The organism is Candidatus Bathyarchaeota archaeon, assembly GCA_026014805.1.
GTDB lineage: Archaea > Thermoproteota > Bathyarchaeia > Bathyarchaeales > SOJC01 > JAGLZW01.
Genome location: JAOZHR010000004.1, coordinates 18,994 through 36,365, shown reverse-complemented (window position 1 = coordinate 36,365; position 17,372 = coordinate 18,994). Strand labels below are relative to the sequence as shown.

Here is a 17,372-nt window from a genome sequence, read left to right as displayed (position 1 = left end):
AGCTATTATAATTTCTGAAAGAAAGTTCTATTTCGATGAATGCAAAACAGAAAAAATGGGAAGTTGCGGGAGACATCTCCACTGCAGCAATCTTTATTTAAAAAGTGGTTCCCAAAAATAAGGAACAAGGTGCTCTTATATGATTAGAGTTGGTCAGTTGAAAGTTGACGGGAAAACTGCGTTGGGTTTGAAAGTGGATTTGCCGGATTCTCCTCCTCTTGTTGCAGTTATTGGGGAAAAAGGGTTTGTTATGTGTGGATTCTTGAATGTGGATGTGGCTGAAAGACTTGGTGTGACAGCGGCGATGGTTAGCGGTGTTAAAACATTTGATGACATGCTTGATGCCGAAATTAGAGCGGTTACCTCTGAAGCTGAAATGAGGGGGATAAGGCAAGGAATGAAAGGGCGCGAGGCTGTAAAACTGTTGTTCTAGTTTGATTCTAGTAGGCGATTGCTGCCCTCACGAAGCTTGACGCTTTTTTGCCGCAAACAACACATTTGCCTTCAATTTTTTCTTCAAAGTCAACTGGCGTTCCTAATAGCTTGGCGCTCACAAGTTCTTCAATTTCATGACCACACCCCGCATCCCCACACCACAGGAGTTCTAAGATTCCAGCCCTTTTCTTTAACAGTTCGTCTGCCTTTTCTAGACTGTCGACTCTGTATATTCGCTTTCTCATCCATTCCCAAGCCCTCTCCCGCATTTCGATTGACATCTGATCCATTAGCTGACGTAATCGGGATGATAAGTCGCTGATCCTGCAAGCTTCTTTCTTGAAGGTGTCGCGACGTACGAAAACAACTTGTTCCTTCTTAACGTCTTTTGGACCGATCTCTATACGAATTGGGACGCCGCGGAGTTCCCAGTAGAAGAATTTGGCGCCTGGAGTTAGGTCTTCTCTCTGGTCAATTTCAGTTCTAAAGCCCATGTTTTCCAGTTTTTCTGCAACTTTCTTACATACTTCTGCAATTGATTGTGGGTTTTCTTTATGCGGTATCGGGATGATTATGACTTGGATAGGAGCGAGGCAGGGTATTAATCCGATGCCATTGTCGTCGCCGTGTACGCTGATTAGCGCACCGATTCCTCGTTCACTTATGCCATAGCAAGTTTGCCAAATGTATTGGTGTTCGCCGTCTATGGTTTCGTATTGGATATCAAATGTCTTGGAGAAGTTTTGGCCTAGATTGTGAACCGTACCTGATTGTAAGGTGCGTCCATCAGGCATAATGACGTCGAAAGAGATTGAATAGAGAGCACCAGGGAATTTATCCCAGTCTGGGCGGCGACTGATTACATAAGGGACACCGCAGGCATCGAAGAAGTTTTTGTAGATTTGAATGGCTTCCTTAATTTGGATTTCTGCATCTTCGAGGGTGGCGTGGCTTGTATGAGCTTCCTTGAATGTAGAGAGTTCACGGACTCTGATGATGGGTCTTGTAGTTTTTGTTTCGTAGCGGAACACACTGCCGATTTGGTATAGCCTTTTTGGCAGGTCGGCGTGGCTTCGTATCCAGAGTTTGAGCATGGGGTAGATTGCTGTTTCGCTGGTTGGCCTTAGTGCATATTTGATCTCTAGGGGTTTTAGACCGCCGTGGGTTATCCAGAACACCTCGTTTTCAAAGTCTTTGATATGGGCGGCTTCTTTGCGGAGATCGGTCTCGGTGACCATGATTGGGAATTGAACTTCCTCGTGTCCAGTGGCGTCGTGCAAATCCCGCAGCAATTGAGTGACTAATCTGCGTATTTTGTATCCGTATGGGAGCCAGACGCCGCAACCTTTGATTGGATAGCGGTAATCAAGTATTTCTGCATTTATCAGTACTTGGCGGAACCATTCGCCGAATTGTTTGTTTCGTTTTTCACGTTTTCCAGTTGGCATGAGTTATTCCCGCTTTTATCAGTGCTTATTGCTCCTTAGATATTTTAACGTTTTAAACATTGAAAAGAGGTCGTAAGCAATGGTTCTAACCCATCTTAAATTCGGGCATATCTATCCTGAGGGGTCCTCACTTCCTCAACAATCCTTTTTCCAGCCGCAACTTCATCAACAGAATGAATGGTAGCACCCAATTCCTCTAGTTTTCCCTTGATGCTTTCGAAGTTTATGCTTTTTCCCGCAACTATAATCTTTACGTTTTCCACTTCCTGGTCTATCTCGTAAGTAATTACGTTTACGCCTTCTATGCCTTCTATGCTACTTAGTGCTAGAGAAAGTTCAACAACGGTTGGCTTATGTGGCTTCAAAACGTCTAGGACAAGCCTTCTTAACATATTATGACGACTCGATATAGTTCTCGTGTCTAGCTTTTTAACTTTTGCTTCTCCTTATTAAGTAAAGTCGTTGTTTTGTTGAGCTCAGTCGTAAGGAGTTGGTTTGGCTTCTTGCTTATATAGTCTCTTTTCATAAGCGGATTTTGGCTTGAGCTTAATTCTGTATTGTGGCGCCATTTTTCTTCGCTCCACGTTTTTAGCTCTTGCCAAGACTTTCGCGATTCGCGTCTTCGAGGGCTTTCGAATTCTCCGATGTCTAATAGGAACTGGTGTGAAAGGTTTCTTTGCTGTTTTTCCTTTTCTACGTTTTCTTCTAGGTATCTACGCTATTCCTTCTTTTACCATTTTTTTGAAGGTCACGGTTCGTTCTTTCAAGTCTACGCTTTGAACTTTCCAGCCTGAATTCGTCCATGCGTAGCCTTGACTGGTTGTGTCGTCGTTATTCCACCAGTCTTCGCTTCTCAAAGCACCGAAAGGCAAGTCGTTTTTTATTATTCCTTCGATTCTAGAGAAGGTCAACGTGGCCAAGCTTGTGAATTTCCCTCGTCTCCACAAATACTCTCTCAGAGAACTGTATTTTGAACCGCTGCGCCGAGGGGCAATTATTCTCCTCGCACAATTCAGGTATATGAAGTCTCGTTGTTCGCTCCACAAATCCGTAGTCATACAGCTTCGGCAGTAAAGCTTCTTACATCTTGGGCAGCTCCTTAAGGAATAAAGAGATAACACTCTGCCGCATAAGGTGCATTCGCATTGAAAAACATGCTGTCGATTGAAGTTCAGCATTGAAAATAGGTTTTTCGTTTAGGAATATGAAAACTGCAGAGCAGAAAATGTCTTAAATATACTTTAGAAGGTTCGTCAAGCTTTCAATTTTCTCGATATCTTCATCTTTAATATTGCCCCTGCGGTCAATTAGCAGAGCCTTTAAGCCGCTCTTCTTGGCTCCTTTGTAGTCTTGTTCTAGCATGTCGCCAATAAAAAGGGCTTCTTGAGGTAGAACCTCCAATTTCTTCAAAGCGTGCAAAAACATTTCTCTATTTGGTTTCATTTTTCCAACAGTGTTCGAAGCAACTTCTACATCAAAGAATTCTGTCAACCCAACTTTTGGCAATATTTCTCTAACATCACTTTCTAAACCATTTGTTATGAGACCGACTTTCAATCCGCTTTGCTTGAGTAACTTCAACGTTTTTTCTGCGTCTGGGTAAAGCTCAACATTTGCATGGTGCCACCATAACTTCGTTATCTTCTCTGCTAGGAATGGCACATTTTTCCGGATTCCTACATGTTCTAAAATTTCCGCGTTCCATCTTACCCAGAACTCGTCTCCCAAAACAGGTAGCTCCTCGGTATTTGTATGCTCCTCAGCGATTTTTCTTGCTTGCTCAATTTCTTCTGTTGAACGTTCAATGTCGTAAGTTTCCAGTATCTTTTTCATGACTTCGGGGATGGATGAAGTTTTTACTAGTGTTCCTCCTAAGTCAAAGAGAACTGCCTTTATTTTCATCTTTGTTCGTCTCTAAGGGTTTTCCTGTTGAGGACTGAGTCTTGCTATTTAACATTTTCTTGCTAGGTACCGTCTAGACGTGCAGGATAAAAAGCCGCAAAGATCAAAAGCTAGGGAAAACAGAGAGAAAACTCAATTTGCCAGCGCACATGCATCTTCTTGAAAATTTAAATAGCTTTCCAGACAACTTTGACGCGGAGATGAAACGATTGAGCCTTAGAGAGTTTGTTGTTAAATATTTTGATAAAGCCTACGAGCATCTTTCTTTGAGAGAGTTGCGTGGGGTTCCTGTTTCTGCTATAAGTGGAGTCAGCGAGGCTGATGCAGCCGACTTGAAGAATGCGTTTGGAATAAAAACCGTTGGGGATTTGGCTACGAACAAAAACGTCTTGCTTGCCCAGGCGATAAATGCTTTTTCAAGATATTCTGCGAAGGTGCTTGACAAGGAGTTTGAGTCAACTGAGTTCGAGAAGCTCAGAGAGAAACCAGTCTTTGCTATCTCAGGAGTATCTGAGGGCGATGCTGCGCTGCTCAAGAAAGCCTTCGGCATTGACACAATTGGCGAGCTGGCTGAGAACAAATACGTTCAAATAGCTCAGCTAGCCACGATCCCCATGTCTCTTATGGAGCTATTAGAAGCCTCAAGCCCCTAAGATGGGACAGAATAGAACTTAAGAAAAATGCAATATGCAGAAGGATAGTTTAGAAAACATCACTAGAATAGACTGCTTAGGATTGTTTGGAGGTCAAGTATAACGAAGATAAGAGAAACTGCAGCTGCCACTCCAAACATGATAAGCATCGCTCTTGGTTCCACGGGTAGACTAATCGGCGCTTCTTCGGTCTTTTTTTCAATGGCATATTCTTTTATTTCACTAGTAACCATGTCTATTTGTACCTTAGCAAGTATTTTTTTCCCGATCTCCGCCTCGACAACGTAGCGCTGGTTTTCTATGAAAACATGTTTTGGCTTGATTCCTCTTTTATGTCCAAGTGACTTCAGGAAGGCCATGGCAATCGAGGTGACTTGCTGAGCGTTGAGGGGTTTGGCCTCTGGAGCGACTCTTTGAGGCACTGCTGGAGCTACTCTTTCACTGGCTATCGCCATTTAGCGTGTCACCTATCTCTTATACATGTTGAAAAACGGTTTGTAATAAGGAAGTGTGTGTATTTTATCTTACAAACTTTTTAGTCATAAAGACTCTAATCAACAAGTGGGAAGTTGATATTTTCACCACAAGGGTTTGAGGGCACTAAGTCGGTGAACTAATGAAGCTATTGAAGACTAAAGACGGAGTGATACTTGAAATTCAGGTGAAACCCAAATCAAAAAACTTTAGAATACGAGTTAACGACGAGCTTGTAATATTTTGCAGGCAACAGCCGGTTAAAGGAAAAGTCAATAGGGAGTTAATAAAGGAACTTTCAAAAATTTTTGGAAGAAAAGTCGAAATCGTTTCAGGTCTTCGTTCGAAGGTTAAAAAAATTTTGATAAGGAAAATAGCTGAAGAAGATGTTTCTAAAATCCTAGAATCTGTGAGAAAGGATAACATTGTTTAACGGCTTGCGGCGCTTCTCGTTGTCCTAATGCTATTAACGTTTCAAAATCGAGAGAACAGCGATGGCGATAAAAGCGATACCTGCATACACCTCACTTTGAGTAATCAACCAAACCACCAAAGCTATGATAGCTGCAGGCAAAATGAACAAGATAATTTTCACAATGACGATGATTATTATTAAGCCTATTACTAAAAGGGCTAATAGCACAAGCCAACCAAACGGGCCTAGACTGAGGAGTAGATCTGGAAACATTGCTTCTCCATCTTTGGTAAAATATCTATGTACATCAAAATCTTTTCATCGAACATTTTGGTTCTATTTCTCTTGATGTGCAATTCTTTCAAGCGCATGCATGTAGTCTAATCTTTGAAATTCATAGTGGACGCTTAGAAATAGTCCCGCAAACAGCAACGAAAAACCTACAATTGTAAGTAGAAGAATGTTCAAAAATAGCCCAGCGATAGAAATGGATGAACCTAATGCCCAGACGATTTCCCCGACAAGTCTGGCAAGGCGGACCTCAGCAATCTTTTTTTTCAGGTAGTCTGTTATTTCCAACAAGAGTTTGACCACCAGCTTCTTCTAGATGAAAATCCATAGAGCAATATATAAGTGCTGACTAGAGAAGCCTAGGTCATTGCGAAGTTAAAATATACCCTGCTCAAGTGTTCTACAGGGAGAAAGTCATGCAGCAAGCAATAGTAACGCTTCTTTCAGATTTCGGGTTGAAAGACCCTTATGTTGCAGAAATGAAAGCCGTTATATTAAGTAAATGTCCCGAAGCAAAAATTGTTGACGTCAGCCACGAGATTGACAAATTCAACATACGCATGGGTGCTTTCATACTCACATCTGCAACACCATAATTTCCAAAAGGAACAGTGCACGTAGCCGTTGTAGACCCCGGCGTTGGAACTAAACGTCGCCCAATAATCGTAGGAACCAAACATAGCCATTTTGTCGGACCAGATAATGGACTGCTTATGTTGGCCGCTTTAAAAGAAAGCCTGCGGCACATCTATACTGTTGAAAATCGGAAATACATGCTTTCGAAAGTTTCGAGAACCTTTCACGGCCGAGACATTTTTGCGATTGTTGCCGCCTATCTAGCGAGGGGGGTCAAGGTGTCTGAGTTTGGACAAAAAAATTAAAGACTACGTTGTGCCGGATTTTGCGAAACCACGTTTGAAGGAGAATGTTGTGTTTGGCGAGGTATTGCACGTTGACGATTTTGGCAACGTCATTACAAACATTTCGTCGGAAATCATAAAAAAACTAGCTACTCGCGAAAACGAATTCGTCAAGATTGAAATGGGTGGAAAGGCTGCCGCTTTGAAGCTGTGTTCTGCTTATGGCGACGTTTCCTTGAGTAGCGCTCTTGCAATAGTTGGTGGTCATGATTTCCTAGAGGTTTCAGTAAATCAAGGCAGTGCCACGAAACGACTTAAGGTAAAAAGTGGTGATTCTATCCGTGTTCGGCGGCAGGGCTATTGTTGAACTTTGTCGGTTTTAGCTAGGTCTTGTAGTCTTTCTACGCCGTCAATCTTTCTAATATATTCGGTAACGCTGTTGGGCACGAGTGTTGTCCAGTTTTTGTTTTCCAACATTTTCTTCCTTATTCCTGTAGCTAGGTAGAGATGACGTTTGTTGAAGGGTATCGGTTTAACGGGGAACCCGGCTTCCAGAAACAGTCGTCGTGTAAGGGGTTCATTTGAATAGACGTGTTCAAACTTGGGCGTGTAGCCTTTGACTTCTGCAACCCACATCATGTGAACGTGCATGTCACGAATGGGTATAATCCAATATTTTGAGGGTGATATTTTGGCTTCGTCTAAAGCTTTACGGATCATAGTGACTCGTTCGCCTGCTGTGAAGGGATTATCCAATCGGTGGCTGTATTGGGCGCTGCCAATCACTATCACCACCTCATCGACTTCAGATAAAACAGTTTTTATTGCGTGAAGATGCCCTAAATGGAAGGGTTGAAACCGACCGATGTAAAGTCCTCGTGGCATATGAAAGTCCTCTCTAACGGCATAGTATGTGCATGAACTTAATATTTGTTAAACTTAACTATAATGTGTGTGCATTTCCACTTTGGATGTGAACTCTAACGATTTCTAGAGTAATTACCACGTGATTGTTTGTTAGTTTGTTCATAATTTAAGTGCAGAATATAGAGCTCAGAAGTCTCAAATCAAGTAGGAACTTCCAATTTTCATATTGTTATTTGCTAGGTTTAAGCATGCCAACTGGAAATAATCGTAATGCTTTGCCGTTGATTTTAGCCTCAATTACCTTTCCATATTTTCGGTTTTCTCTCTGTAAAATATCCCACTTTGTCTTTAAGCCATCGCCGTAGCCGCCTAAGGTCATATCTGCAGCTACAACTCTGTGACAGGGAATTAAAGGCGCGAAAGGGTTAGTCGCCATCACCCGCCCAACAGATCTAGGGCTCCCACCAGCAGCCTTTGCTAGAGCGCCATAAGTCGTCACGTAGCCCGTGGGAATAAGTGAAGTTAACCTCAACACTCTCTGACCATAATCGGTTAAGCGAGTCAAGGCGAATTGGAAACTGAAAGAAACATCTTCGCCGTAAAAAGTGGCTTTTATCGCCCCTAAAGCTACCTCAGCAAGCGCGTTCAATTTTAGGGCAACTTGAAAAATTGTGTTATAAGGCAATTCTCTCAGTAGGCATCTAAAAGCGTCTCTCTCACTTAAGGCAAATGATGTTGCAAAGATTTTGTCGTCTTCAAGAGCAACACCGCACCATAACTCGTCGATTTCTTGAATGTAAAGGTTGATCATTAGTATTCATCCATCCAAAACCAGCGGGTTACAGAATAATGTTTTGCTTTGTCGCCGATTTCCTCGTGAGATCGTTTAATTATTCCATTATCTCAACTCTCTGCGAGCATTAAAGATTTTTATGATTAAGTTTAAATTTGGGGGTCGTCTATAGTCAACAGACATTTAGGGGGACAATACTTTGGTTGAGCAAAATCAGCAACATCCTTACTTTTTGATGCCGGGCGCCACAACATTAGGCATAGTGTTTTCTGAAGGTGTTTTACTTGCCTCTGAAAAACGGGTGACCTATGGCTATTTCGTCATGAGCAAAGCTGGAAAGAAAGTTTTCAAGATAACAGACCACATAGGTGCAGCGTGTGCGGGACTGGTTTCTGACATGCAAGTTCTTGTAAGGGAGGCTGAAGCTCATGCGAACCTTTTCAAATTGGACAGTGGCAGAAGGATATCCGTGAGGTCGGCAGCTAAAGTCATGTCTAACCTTCTTTTTGGTAGGCGGTTGTTTCCGTTAATCACGCAGACTATTATTGGTGGCGTGGATGATGATGGTGCTTCGATTTATGTTTTGGACGTTTTAGGATCTGTGATCCCAGACAAGTACGCTGCGGTGGGTACTGGCGCGGAGATAGCGGTTGGCGTTCTCGAGGAAAATTACAGAGAAGACATGGGCTTGGAAGAGGTTAAGGAGATGGCGCTTCGTGCTATGAAGTCGGCGATTAGTCGGGATTCCATGAGTGGAAACGGGATTGACTTTTTGATTTTCACAAAAGAAGGGATTATCGAAGAGTCGATGAAGTTCCAATCTTAATCATTTTGCGAAGCTTTTCGATAGCTGGAATCTTCAGGTCATGTGCTTTTTAATAATGGGAAAAGTGTTAATGCTTAAAGGGCAGAAATGAAAACAAATACATTAGCATTGTCAACAAAGAGTATGACTCTGGCAATTGTTTTTGCGTCGTTTTACACAGTTTTTTCTTCTTGGAATCTATTTCCGTTGATTGGTGGGCAAGGCAACTTCATTAAAGCAGGAGTTGTAATGGCTTTAGTAATTGGAATTATACTTGGTCCTTGGCTCGGAGTTTTTGCAGTAACGATTGGTGGAGTTATTGGGACCTTTATTTGGCAAGTTGGCCCTTTTGGACCACTTAGCTTTTTGCCTCACGTTGCTGCGGCGTTGTTTGCAGGATTACTTTACAACAATAAAAGATGGTTTTGCGGTGTTACGTATCTTCTTTTGCTGCTTATTTTCGCTTTCTACCCAGTTGTGGGGCCTGCTTGGTTGTGGCCTCCCCTTTTGTGGTTGCATGTTGCTGGCTTAGCTTTCTTGTTTTCTCCATTGCAGCCAAAGATTGGTGAGTTTCTGCGTGAGGATAGGGACGCGTTTAAGCTTGCTTTTGGAGTTGGGGTAACGTTGTTTTTAGCAACTCTTTTTGGCCATGTTGTAGGCAGTTTGATGTTTGAAGCTATTTACTGGCCTAGTTTCATTTCCGAGGTTGGTGTTTGGAAAGCTGACTGGCAACTTCTTACGTGGCTGTATCCTATAGAACGGCTGTTCATAGCCATAGCTGCGACGTTGATTGGAACTGGGTTGGTGAAAGCTTTAAGGATTTACGGTTTCAAGGTTGGCGGCTGAAATCTTAAAGGCAGATGCATAAACGCATTTATCGGATGAAATCTCCGTTTCTTCCGGAGAAACTTTTTCATCTGTAAATGTGACAGGTGCATCTCTGATGAGGACAAAAGGCGTTTTCTCGCTTGTTTCGCCCATTAGCAAATGAGCTAAGGATGCGAGATCATCTGCTATTGCGTGTCGAGTGATTAACAAAGGTTTTTGGAAGAGATCTTTTTCGTCTCGACAATCTTTTACTGGTTCGAAGCCCGTTACCGCTACAGCTAAACCTCTGGTACCCATTCTCAAAGGCGCCACATCACTGTCTACCACTAAAACCCCCACCCTTTTTCCAGCTTTTTGTCTTATTTCGTTTCGAATATTTTCGACGTGTTGTTGAGGATCTAGCGGCCATAGCACAACATGGCCTGAGGGCGCATTTTTACGGTCGATGCCTGCATTTACAGTTAGTATTCCATTTTTCAGTGTAAGAACCGCTTTTTCAACTCCCCCGTAGATTTGTTCAGCTTCTTGTATTATTAGTTCGGCGAATTGTGGTTGCAAAGAATGTTTTTCGGCTAAGGCTCTTGCCTCCTTGGAAGGTGTAACTTGGTGTAGTTCAACTATTCGTCCTTGTGCCATCGCTACGGCTTTTGATGATATTGCTATGACATCTTTATCTTCCAGTTTCAAGTTTCGCCTCTTTACTGCTTGGATAAGCATACTGACTATGTTATCCTTTGGTTTGATGAGCGATGTTTCGAGGGAAAAAGCTTGCATAAACAACCCTCGGCTCTAATTAGCGTCTAAACTAATAAGCCATAACAAAAAGCACGATTTTGCAAGGTTGGATTACCAGTAGAACCAGCTGTGAGAGAAACATGAACTTGGTGCGGCGGGCCGGATTCGAACCGGCGAACCCCTACGGGAAAGGATCTTGAGTCCTTCGCCTATGGCCAACAGTTTTTTGACCTGGCTTGGCTACCGCCGCCCTACAACCTCAAAAAAAGAATGCACACTAATAATTTAAGCGTTCCCAAATATGTTTGCCGCTTAATAGATCAGTCGAATCTAAGCATTGAGTACACACGTACAATCTCTCCCCAACCTTTAAACTATACAAACTCTAAGGAAATATCCCGCAAAAGGCGCATCACCATGCCTAACCCAAAACTTCGCAGCATCCACAAGGCCGGCATCCAAGTACTTAAAGCAATATCAGCACAAATACGTATACAAATCTTAAACTTACTCTTGGAACATGGTCCCTTATCCTACACAGAGATCATGAATTACCTAAAACTTGATGCCACCCGCGACGCTGGACGCTTCGCCTACCACCTCAAATCCCTCTTAAAAGCCGACCTAATTGAACCCGACGTGGAAACCAAAAACTACCGCCTGACAGACCTTGGCAGACGCATCATCGAAATCACCGACGAAATAGAAGATAAAACATACAAACGCAGAAAAATGCTCATCCGCACATCCCGCCTTTCCATAGAAGAATTCGACAGAAACAAAATCACCAAATCCCTAATCAAGGAGGCTAATGTTCCAACAGATATCGCCCAAAAAATCGCCCGAGAAACAGAAAAACGCCTCCAACAATTCAAGACCAAATACTTGACAGCGCCCCTCATCCGTGAAATCGTCAACACAATTCTCCTAGAAAAACACCACGAAGACTACCGCCACAAACTCACACGCCTAGGCCTACCCGTGCACGAAGTTACTCGGCTAATCGATGCGCCACGACCAAACGTAGAAGCAGTTCACAAAGCGGCAGGCAACGCAGTTATAGAAGAATATACGCTTCTAAACATCCTACCTCGCAACATCTCGGACGCTCATCTAAGCGGCAAACTACACCTCTACAACCTCGGAACATGGATACTAAAACCAAACGAAATCACTCACAGCCTTCCATACTTCTTTCACGCCTTCAAGCCAAAAACCCTTGAAGCAGCCCTCAACGTCACAACAAACATCATCCAAAACAGTGCGACAGAAATAACAGGGCTACAGAGCTTAGACGATTTCAACATCTACTTAGCCCCTTACACAAAGGATGTAGCCTCTAATAAAATCAAAGAACTTCTACGTCTCTTCATCAAGAACCTAAACCAAACAACTCCAACACCTACAACAATATGCCTAGAGCTTTCGGCAGAAAAGAGCACTCTGTACGCCAACGAAACTCAACAACTCGCCCTCTTATTGCTAGAAACATTAGCTGAAGAAAACAAGACGTATCCTTTGCAGAACCCGAAAATAATTATAAAAACACGACAAGAAACCCTCAAAAACGCCGAAGCAGAGAGTTTGCTTCATGGAGCACACAAGCTCGCCGCAACAAGCGTTCTCATATACTTTGCCAACCTGTGCCCCGACAACCAAAAAAACGCTACGTACACGGCTTCTGGTTTGAGACTGGCAGATGAATGGCTCCAAGACTGGGAACTCGACACTCAACGAGCAGGAAATCTAGATCTCGTTAGCATTAATCTACCTAGAGTTTCCTATGACGCCAGAGGAGATGAAGACAAATTCCTTGAACTCCTGAACGAGCAACTTGACTTGGTTAGCCAAGCCTTAGAAATCAAATATCAAACGGTTAAGAAGCGGACCGAGCAAAATCTCCTGCCTTATCTGATGCAGAAAACAAATGGTGACCAATACTTCAGACTGGAAAATACAACACGAACAATAGTATTGATAGGGCTAAACGAAGCAGTTCGAACATTAATTGGCAAAGAATTGGCTGAAGATTACGGGAAAGCTTTTGTAGTGACGGAAAGAATTTTGAAGCACATCAACTCCTACACGAAGAAACATGCTAAAAAACCAAAAACTCGATTGACGACAGCCATTATCCCCAACAGAAAGGCGGCAAAGAGGCTTGCGAGACTAGACGTAGAGGAATATGGGTGGGGGGTTGTCAAAACCCTAGGCACTAAGGAACAACCTTACTACTCAGACACAAACACGCTTTTCCTCATCGAAGAAGAACAACTCAGCCTAGAAGAACGAATACATCAACTAACCCCCGGCGGTCACTTGGCCCTTATAGAAACTGAAGATGAGCAACTCTATGCAGAGGAGCTTCTGATTAAAACAAAGCAACTCGTTACAAAGGACATAGGTTTCTTCGCCTATCACCTCTCTCTCACACATTGTCACCACTGCAAAACTACATCACACGGAACCCATCTAAAATGCCCAAACTGTAGCTCAACAAGCATCATCACTTTAACACATTACTAGCGAAACCATTAAATCAGCGGTTTTTATGTCTTTATGTCAAACACCGAGCATGTCAATTTTGAAGGATGAAACTACAGCATTTTATACAGCCTTATCTAAAAATCTTAAGTAATCTGCGAAGTGTGAAAAATTTATATCTTTATGTATATAGAGACCATGGCCTATGCAATCCACACCGTCTGTTTTTTAGCTGAAATGTATATTGAAAATTCTAAGAGTCTGAAAGCAGTACTGTGTTTCGCTGCGGAGGTTTTTCCACGAGCCAACAAGAATATACTGTAGATTCGCTCAAATATTTCCCACGAGTTAGAACATCCAAAATAATGTTCGAGGACTTTAATCCACAGAGAATAAGAGATTCTCTAATGAAAGAAACAGGGCTTTCAGACGAAGTTGCAGATAAAATAGCCCTAGACATTGCAGATCGGATAAACACCTTAGATCTAGAGTTTTTGTCTGGTCCGCTAATTCGAGAGTTTGTCTGCGTAGCATTATTAGAGAACAATTTTGAACGACCCAGAGCTAGATACACCAGACTCGGTATTCCACTGTTTGATGTCGAAAAACTCATCCGCGCTGGTGACAAAGAGAATGCTAATCTCCAACACAATCCGGAAACAATTCACAAGCTTGCCGCCGACGCCATTTTTGACCAATACGCGTTGTTAAACTGTTTGCCACCGCATTTGGCAGACGCTCACATTGCCGGCGCCATTCACATCCATGATCTTGAGTACTTCGCAACTAGGCCCTTCTGCCAAGAGCATGACCTACGCTTCTTTCTTAGAAAAGGTTTGATTGTCGACGGTGAAGGCGTGCATACGGCTGTGGCTGGTCCTGCGAAGCATGCGGAGGTGGCAATTTTGCACGCAGCCAAGGCTTTAGCGGCGGCACAAACGAATTGGGCGGGCGGACAAGGCTATGACTTTTTCAACGTATGGCTTGCACCATTCGTGAGAGGTTTGTCATATGATCGTATGAAGCAGCTAGCGCAGATGTACATCTACGAGATGTCACAGATGTACGTCGCACGGGGTGGCCAGACGGTTTTTTCTTCCATTGCTTTAGAGTGTGCAGTGCCCAAGATTATTTGGGATGTGCCTGTGCTTTTGCCCGGTGGAAAAGTCAGTGGATCGGAGACCTACCTTGACTATTATGACGAGGCTAATGCCTTCTTTAATGCTATCCTCGACGTTTACATGGGCGGAGACTATTTGGGGAAACCGTTCAACTTCCCCAAGTGTGAAGTGAAGTTGCGACGAGAATATTTGGATAAGTTTGAAGATGAATATATTAAAGTGGCTGCATTGGCGTCCAAGTTTGGAACCCCGTACTTCCTCAACCTTTGCCCTGACTATATGCCTGACATTGTGAATAGTCAATGTTGCAGGTTGATCTTTACGCCTGACAGTGACGAGTTGAAAGACTTTCATAAGGGCGCTATGCGGATGGGGAGCTTGCAGGTTGTGACTGTTAATTTGCCGAGGTTGGCTTATGAGGCTGGGGGAAATGATGATCGGTTGTTTGAGCTTTTAGATGAACGTATGGACATGGCTAAGGATGTACTTTTCATTAAGCGGGACGTTGTTAAAGATAGACTGGAGGGAGGTACGCTGCCGTTTTGTGCCATGGACTGCTTTGGCGAGCCCTATCTAAACGTGGACAAACAAGTGTTGAACGTGGGCTTTGTAGGTTTGAATGAGCTGTTAAAGGCACATTTGGGTGCGGAGATGCATGAAGACCCTAACGCGTGGCGTTTTGGATTGCGAGTAATTAGGCACATGGCTGAGCGGGTGAACGACTATGCGGAAGAGACAGGTTATCGGTTTGGATGTATTCAAACCCCCGCAGAAAGTTGTGCGCACAGGTTAGCTTTGGTTGATCGTAGGCTGTTTGGAGAAAAGGCAGTTGTGCAGGGCGATGTTGGCAATGGGGGCATTTACTATACCAATAGTTCTCATATTCGACCGTCAGCTAGGATTCCACTATTGGAGCGGATTAGGGTTGAGTCGAGTTTTCATCCATTGACTAAAGGCGGCGCGATCTTGCATGTTTTTCTCGGGGAGAGCAACCCATCGCCCAAGGCGGTTTGGAGCTTGATTAGGCGGATTGCAACAGAGTCGTTGGCAGCTTATTTTGCCTTCACCCGAGATATGACGATTTGCCGGAAGTGCAATAATGTGGAGGCTAATTTGCAGGTTAGATGCAAGCGTTGCGGGGCAGAGGGTAATGATTTGGAGCATTGGTCCAGGATTACAGGGTATTATCAGCAGCTGCGGGGTTGGAATGCGGGCAAGGTGCAAGAGTTCAAAGACAGACACAGATACGTAGTATAGCCATAAGAATTGAACTGGGAAACAGCCGAAGATTTGATGTGCACACTAGATGCAGTATCGGAGATATCGTAAGCCAAAAATCGCGATTGTTCCCACTTTTGCGAGACGAAGATGTTGAATCAGAGACGATTCGATACCATGAGAGATCTGTACGTTTCGGGCAGCCTTTGTATCAAATTTTTAATGTCAATCAAAGCAAAAACTCTAGTTGATATAGCACTATGGTGCATGTAAGTTCGGATTCAGTATAGTTATTACAATTTCATAACGATTATAACGTAAGAAAACCTTTTCAAAACTGTGATTCACTTGTACACAGAAATAAGAAATCATAGATTAGGCGCATTTGTCTATGGCTTTATGAGTGGTTTAGGTTTGATTATGATTATGTGGGGACTCGTTTCTGTAATCGCACTGCCCACAAGAAGCTCAAACATATATGTTGGTCTCATTTCGTTTGGGGCGCTTTTGTTTGCCGGTGGTAGTTGCCGCGAAGCTTACTTACAGGGCGGTTTATCAGTACGACCAAGCATTCGCGAGAAAACTCCTGCACCACGAGTCAAGCCTGCAACGTCTTTGAAACCGGCTGGACGATCACAAACTGGAACAACAGCTCAGTCAGTACATCAGGAAGCAACTGATTTGAATTCATTGACAACAGAACAAATAAGAGAATGCCCAGTTGGAATGCAAACACACGAAAGTACTGTTTACGATAAAGAACAGTAAACATAGACTTGGAACACCAGTACTTATGCGCGCAGCAAATCTAAAAATTCAGAAGTTTGTGAGTTTCAATTTTGTCATAAATTAGAAAGTTTGAAATCCTGCAGTTATTAAATCCATCAGTTTGCTTTCTAAACAGAATAGTTGAGTGGCGTTCCGTTAGTGATTATCAAATTGGAAGGTGAGTTGAACATGAATCATAAGAAGTTCAGAGAAAAAGAATGGAAACGGAGAGAAAACATATGGTGAGTTTCTTGGTCTGCCCTAATACTCTTGCAGATCATTATAGGCTTTATTCTCTTCAACTCGTCTGGTATCGCTGCGTGAGCGCATGTTGCATTTGAGAACGGTAGACGGTGTATAAGCACCATAAAATTGATAATTCTCTAATCGGTAGTCCTGAGTATAAATGGGTATAAAGATCTAGGTATAAATAAAACATATTTAGGTTTTAGTCCTAAGAAGAACACAAGGGCCGGTCGTCTAGCATGGTAGGACATCTGCCTGACACGCAGAAGGTCGCCGGTTCAAGTCCGGCCCGGCCCACCATCTTTTGGGTCTGGAACCATCACCTTTATAAGGTTTGAAATTGCGCGCGCAAATTATTGGTATTTACAAGATAACCGCAGAGTATACTCCAAGATTCTACGATATTACTAAAGCTCGAATTCATCGCACTTTAAACGGCGTTCTATACCCCTTTGCTACCAACTTCTCGTGAATCGCGCTCTTTAAGGCGCTTAATCCTTCTCCAGTCTTTGCACTCACTGGGAACACTTTATCCGCAACAGCTGAGATATGTCCGTTGCTGATCCTGTGCATGAACTCTTTTAGGTTAGCATCTATTTCCTTCTTATCGGTCTTATCTATTTTGTTAGCCGCCACCAAGGGAAACTCACGTAACGTCTTAGCTAGAAACTGGATCATCTCAACATCTATCGAGATTATCCCCTTCTTTTCCAAACGCCATGATATTTCTAGGAACGTGGATATGTCGAGAACGTGGATAGCTAAGGCTATGTTTTGAGCGTTAGACTCTAAGAAATCGATGATCCGATTCTTCCTCATATTCTCTAAGCGCTTAGAGACACCCATGATCCTGCCAAAACCAGGCATGTCCACAAGAACTAGGCCACTGTTTAAAGGGTGCTTCGATATTTTTCGTGTTGTTCCCGGACGCTTTCCGGTTACTACATCTAAGCCTACAATTTCTCTGATGATGCTGCTCTTACCTGCATTAGGTCTTCCAGTGAAAACTAAATACTCCTCAAGCATACT

20 protein-coding genes, 2 tRNA genes and 2 pseudogenes are annotated in these 17,372 nt (G+C 43.1%); 11 read left to right on the top strand and 13 right to left on the bottom strand.

Annotation, left to right across the window (positions count from 1 at the left end; translation table 11 throughout):
• Positions 1-139: 139 nt before the first annotated feature.
• The gene (locus tag NWE91_00765) at positions 140-433 is read left to right on the top strand and encodes a DUF1805 domain-containing protein (protein MCW3984934.1); all 294 of its coding nucleotides are present in this window, start codon (positions 140-142) and stop codon (positions 431-433) included.
• A 7-nt stretch (positions 434-440) separates the two neighbouring features.
• On the opposite strand, the gene proS is transcribed toward NWE91_00765, so the two are convergent.
• The 5 genes from proS to NWE91_00740 all read right to left on the bottom strand — a co-directional run bounded on the left by proS (position 441) and on the right by NWE91_00740 (position 3,785).
• Complete coding sequence (gene proS, locus NWE91_00760) at positions 441-1,883, bottom strand: proline--tRNA ligase (protein ID MCW3984933.1); 1,443 nt, start codon at positions 1,881-1,883, stop codon at positions 441-443.
• A 95-nt stretch (positions 1,884-1,978) separates the two neighbouring features.
• A complete protein-coding gene (locus NWE91_00755; protein MCW3984932.1) occupies positions 1,979-2,275 on the bottom strand; it encodes a DUF211 domain-containing protein in 297 nt (98 codons plus the stop codon).
• 84 nt (positions 2,276-2,359) lie between these two features.
• Positions 2,360-2,485, bottom strand: coding sequence for a hypothetical protein (locus NWE91_00750; protein MCW3984931.1), 126 nt, complete (start codon positions 2,483-2,485; stop codon positions 2,360-2,362).
• A gap of 111 nt (positions 2,486-2,596) precedes the next feature.
• On the bottom strand, positions 2,597-2,941 hold the full coding sequence (locus NWE91_00745; protein MCW3984930.1) for a hypothetical protein: 345 nt from the start codon (positions 2,939-2,941) through the stop codon (positions 2,597-2,599).
• Positions 2,942-3,113: 172 nt separating this feature from the next.
• Positions 3,114-3,785: an HAD family hydrolase gene (locus NWE91_00740; GenBank protein ID MCW3984929.1), complete on the bottom strand. Its 672-nt coding sequence runs from the start codon at positions 3,783-3,785 to the stop codon at positions 3,114-3,116.
• A gap of 200 nt (positions 3,786-3,985) precedes the next feature.
• Here NWE91_00740 and NWE91_00735 point away from each other — a divergent pair.
• Positions 3,986-4,192 (top strand): annotated as a pseudogene (locus NWE91_00735) (hypothetical protein).
• 308 nt (positions 4,193-4,500) lie between these two features.
• Here the strand turns inward: NWE91_00735 and NWE91_00730 are convergent.
• Complete coding sequence (locus tag NWE91_00730; GenBank protein MCW3984928.1) at positions 4,501-4,893, bottom strand: hypothetical protein; 393 nt, start codon at positions 4,891-4,893, stop codon at positions 4,501-4,503.
• A gap of 161 nt (positions 4,894-5,054) precedes the next feature.
• On the opposite strand from NWE91_00730, the gene NWE91_00725 reads away from it, so the two are divergent.
• Entirely contained in the window at positions 5,055-5,345 is a 291-nt protein-coding gene (locus NWE91_00725; protein MCW3984927.1) for a DUF167 domain-containing protein, read from the top strand.
• 33 nt (positions 5,346-5,378) lie between these two features.
• Here the strand turns inward: NWE91_00725 and NWE91_00720 are convergent, their stop codons facing one another.
• Complete coding sequence (locus NWE91_00720) at positions 5,379-5,600, bottom strand: hypothetical protein (GenBank protein MCW3984926.1); 222 nt, start codon at positions 5,598-5,600, stop codon at positions 5,379-5,381.
• Positions 5,601-5,663: 63 nt separating this feature from the next.
• Complete coding sequence (locus NWE91_00715) at positions 5,664-5,909, bottom strand: hypothetical protein (GenBank protein MCW3984925.1); 246 nt, start codon at positions 5,907-5,909, stop codon at positions 5,664-5,666.
• 188 nt (positions 5,910-6,097) lie between these two features.
• Between NWE91_00715 and NWE91_00710 the strand changes: the two are divergent.
• Positions 6,098-6,499, top strand: a pseudogene (locus NWE91_00710) (SAM-dependent chlorinase/fluorinase).
• Complete coding sequence (locus NWE91_00705; GenBank protein ID MCW3984924.1) at positions 6,483-6,845, top strand: SAM-dependent chlorinase/fluorinase; 363 nt, start codon at positions 6,483-6,485, stop codon at positions 6,843-6,845. Before NWE91_00710 ends, NWE91_00705 begins: the two are co-directional and overlap by 17 nt.
• Here the strand turns inward: NWE91_00705 and NWE91_00700 are convergent.
• Entirely contained in the window at positions 6,836-7,363 is a 528-nt protein-coding gene (locus tag NWE91_00700) for a nicotinamide-nucleotide adenylyltransferase (GenBank protein MCW3984923.1), read from the bottom strand. The two genes, NWE91_00705 and NWE91_00700, sit on opposite strands and share 10 nt — an antisense overlap.
• A 211-nt stretch (positions 7,364-7,574) precedes the next feature.
• Positions 7,575-8,156, bottom strand: coding sequence for an MGMT family protein (locus tag NWE91_00695; protein MCW3984922.1), 582 nt, complete (start codon positions 8,154-8,156; stop codon positions 7,575-7,577).
• Positions 8,157-8,337: 181 nt separating this feature from the next.
• Between NWE91_00695 and psmB the strand changes: the two genes are divergently transcribed.
• Complete coding sequence (gene psmB, locus NWE91_00690) at positions 8,338-8,964, top strand: archaeal proteasome endopeptidase complex subunit beta (GenBank protein MCW3984921.1); 627 nt, start codon at positions 8,338-8,340, stop codon at positions 8,962-8,964.
• 87 nt (positions 8,965-9,051) lie between these two features.
• The gene (locus tag NWE91_00685) at positions 9,052-9,789 is read left to right on the top strand and encodes an ECF transporter S component (protein ID MCW3984920.1); all 738 of its coding nucleotides are present in this window, start codon (positions 9,052-9,054) and stop codon (positions 9,787-9,789) included.
• Here the strand turns inward: NWE91_00685 and cofE are convergent.
• Both cofE and NWE91_00675 read right to left on the bottom strand, forming a co-directional pair.
• The gene (gene cofE / locus NWE91_00680) at positions 9,757-10,545 is read right to left on the bottom strand and encodes a coenzyme F420-0:L-glutamate ligase (protein ID MCW3984919.1); all 789 of its coding nucleotides are present in this window, start codon (positions 10,543-10,545) and stop codon (positions 9,757-9,759) included. The genes NWE91_00685 and cofE overlap by 33 nt on opposite strands.
• A gap of 108 nt (positions 10,546-10,653) precedes the next feature.
• Positions 10,654-10,756 (bottom strand) — tRNA-Leu (locus NWE91_00675).
• A 167-nt stretch (positions 10,757-10,923) separates the two neighbouring features.
• Between NWE91_00675 and NWE91_00670 the strand changes: the two genes are divergently transcribed.
• The 4 genes from NWE91_00670 to NWE91_00655 all read left to right on the top strand — a co-directional run bounded on the left by NWE91_00670 (position 10,924) and on the right by NWE91_00655 (position 16,643).
• On the top strand, positions 10,924-13,032 hold the full coding sequence (locus NWE91_00670) for an ArsR family transcriptional regulator (protein MCW3984918.1): 2,109 nt from the start codon (positions 10,924-10,926) through the stop codon (positions 13,030-13,032).
• A gap of 365 nt (positions 13,033-13,397) precedes the next feature.
• Positions 13,398-15,368, top strand: coding sequence for an anaerobic ribonucleoside-triphosphate reductase (gene nrdD / locus NWE91_00665; GenBank protein MCW3984917.1), 1,971 nt, complete (start codon positions 13,398-13,400; stop codon positions 15,366-15,368).
• A 375-nt stretch (positions 15,369-15,743) separates the two neighbouring features.
• Entirely contained in the window at positions 15,744-16,097 is a 354-nt protein-coding gene (locus tag NWE91_00660) for a hypothetical protein (GenBank protein ID MCW3984916.1), read from the top strand.
• Between the two features lie 469 nt (positions 16,098-16,566).
• Positions 16,567-16,643, top strand: a tRNA-Val gene (locus tag NWE91_00655).
• Positions 16,644-16,763: 120 nt separating this feature from the next.
• Here NWE91_00655 and NWE91_00650 read toward each other — a convergent pair.
• A complete protein-coding gene (locus NWE91_00650) occupies positions 16,764-17,369 on the bottom strand; it encodes a 50S ribosome-binding GTPase (protein MCW3984915.1) in 606 nt (201 codons plus the stop codon).
• Positions 17,370-17,372: the final 3 nt, after the last annotated feature.

Excerpts from the sequence above, each read along its gene's own strand:
- NWE91_00765 (MCW3984934.1), top strand. The coding sequence starts at position 140 with ATGATTAGAGTTGGTCAGTTGAAAGTTGACGGGAAAACTGCGTTGGGT.
- NWE91_00725 (MCW3984927.1), top strand. The coding sequence starts at position 5,055 with ATGAAGCTATTGAAGACTAAAGACGGAGTGATACTTGAAATTCAGGTG.
- NWE91_00685 (MCW3984920.1), top strand. The coding sequence starts at position 9,052 with ATGAAAACAAATACATTAGCATTGTCAACAAAGAGTATGACTCTGGCA.
- NWE91_00650 (MCW3984915.1), bottom strand. The coding sequence starts at position 17,369 with ATGCTTGAGGAGTATTTAGTTTTCACTGGAAGACCTAATGCAGGTAAG.
- NWE91_00695 (MCW3984922.1), bottom strand. The coding sequence starts at position 8,156 with ATGATCAACCTTTACATTCAAGAAATCGACGAGTTATGGTGCGGTGTT.
- NWE91_00700 (MCW3984923.1), bottom strand. The coding sequence starts at position 7,363 with ATGCCACGAGGACTTTACATCGGTCGGTTTCAACCCTTCCATTTAGGG.
- proS (MCW3984933.1), bottom strand. The coding sequence starts at position 1,883 with ATGCCAACTGGAAAACGTGAAAAACGAAACAAACAATTCGGCGAATGG.
- NWE91_00720 (MCW3984926.1), bottom strand. The coding sequence starts at position 5,600 with ATGTTTCCAGATCTACTCCTCAGTCTAGGCCCGTTTGGTTGGCTTGTG.
- NWE91_00670 (MCW3984918.1), top strand. The coding sequence starts at position 10,924 with ATGCCTAACCCAAAACTTCGCAGCATCCACAAGGCCGGCATCCAAGTA.
- cofE (MCW3984919.1), bottom strand. The coding sequence starts at position 10,545 with ATGCAAGCTTTTTCCCTCGAAACATCGCTCATCAAACCAAAGGATAAC.
- nrdD (MCW3984917.1), top strand. The coding sequence starts at position 13,398 with ATGAAAGAAACAGGGCTTTCAGACGAAGTTGCAGATAAAATAGCCCTA.
- NWE91_00740 (MCW3984929.1), bottom strand. The coding sequence starts at position 3,785 with ATGAAAATAAAGGCAGTTCTCTTTGACTTAGGAGGAACACTAGTAAAA.
- NWE91_00730 (MCW3984928.1), bottom strand. The coding sequence starts at position 4,893 with ATGGCGATAGCCAGTGAAAGAGTAGCTCCAGCAGTGCCTCAAAGAGTC.
- NWE91_00755 (MCW3984932.1), bottom strand. The coding sequence starts at position 2,275 with ATGTTAAGAAGGCTTGTCCTAGACGTTTTGAAGCCACATAAGCCAACC.
- NWE91_00745 (MCW3984930.1), bottom strand. The coding sequence starts at position 2,941 with ATGACTACGGATTTGTGGAGCGAACAACGAGACTTCATATACCTGAAT.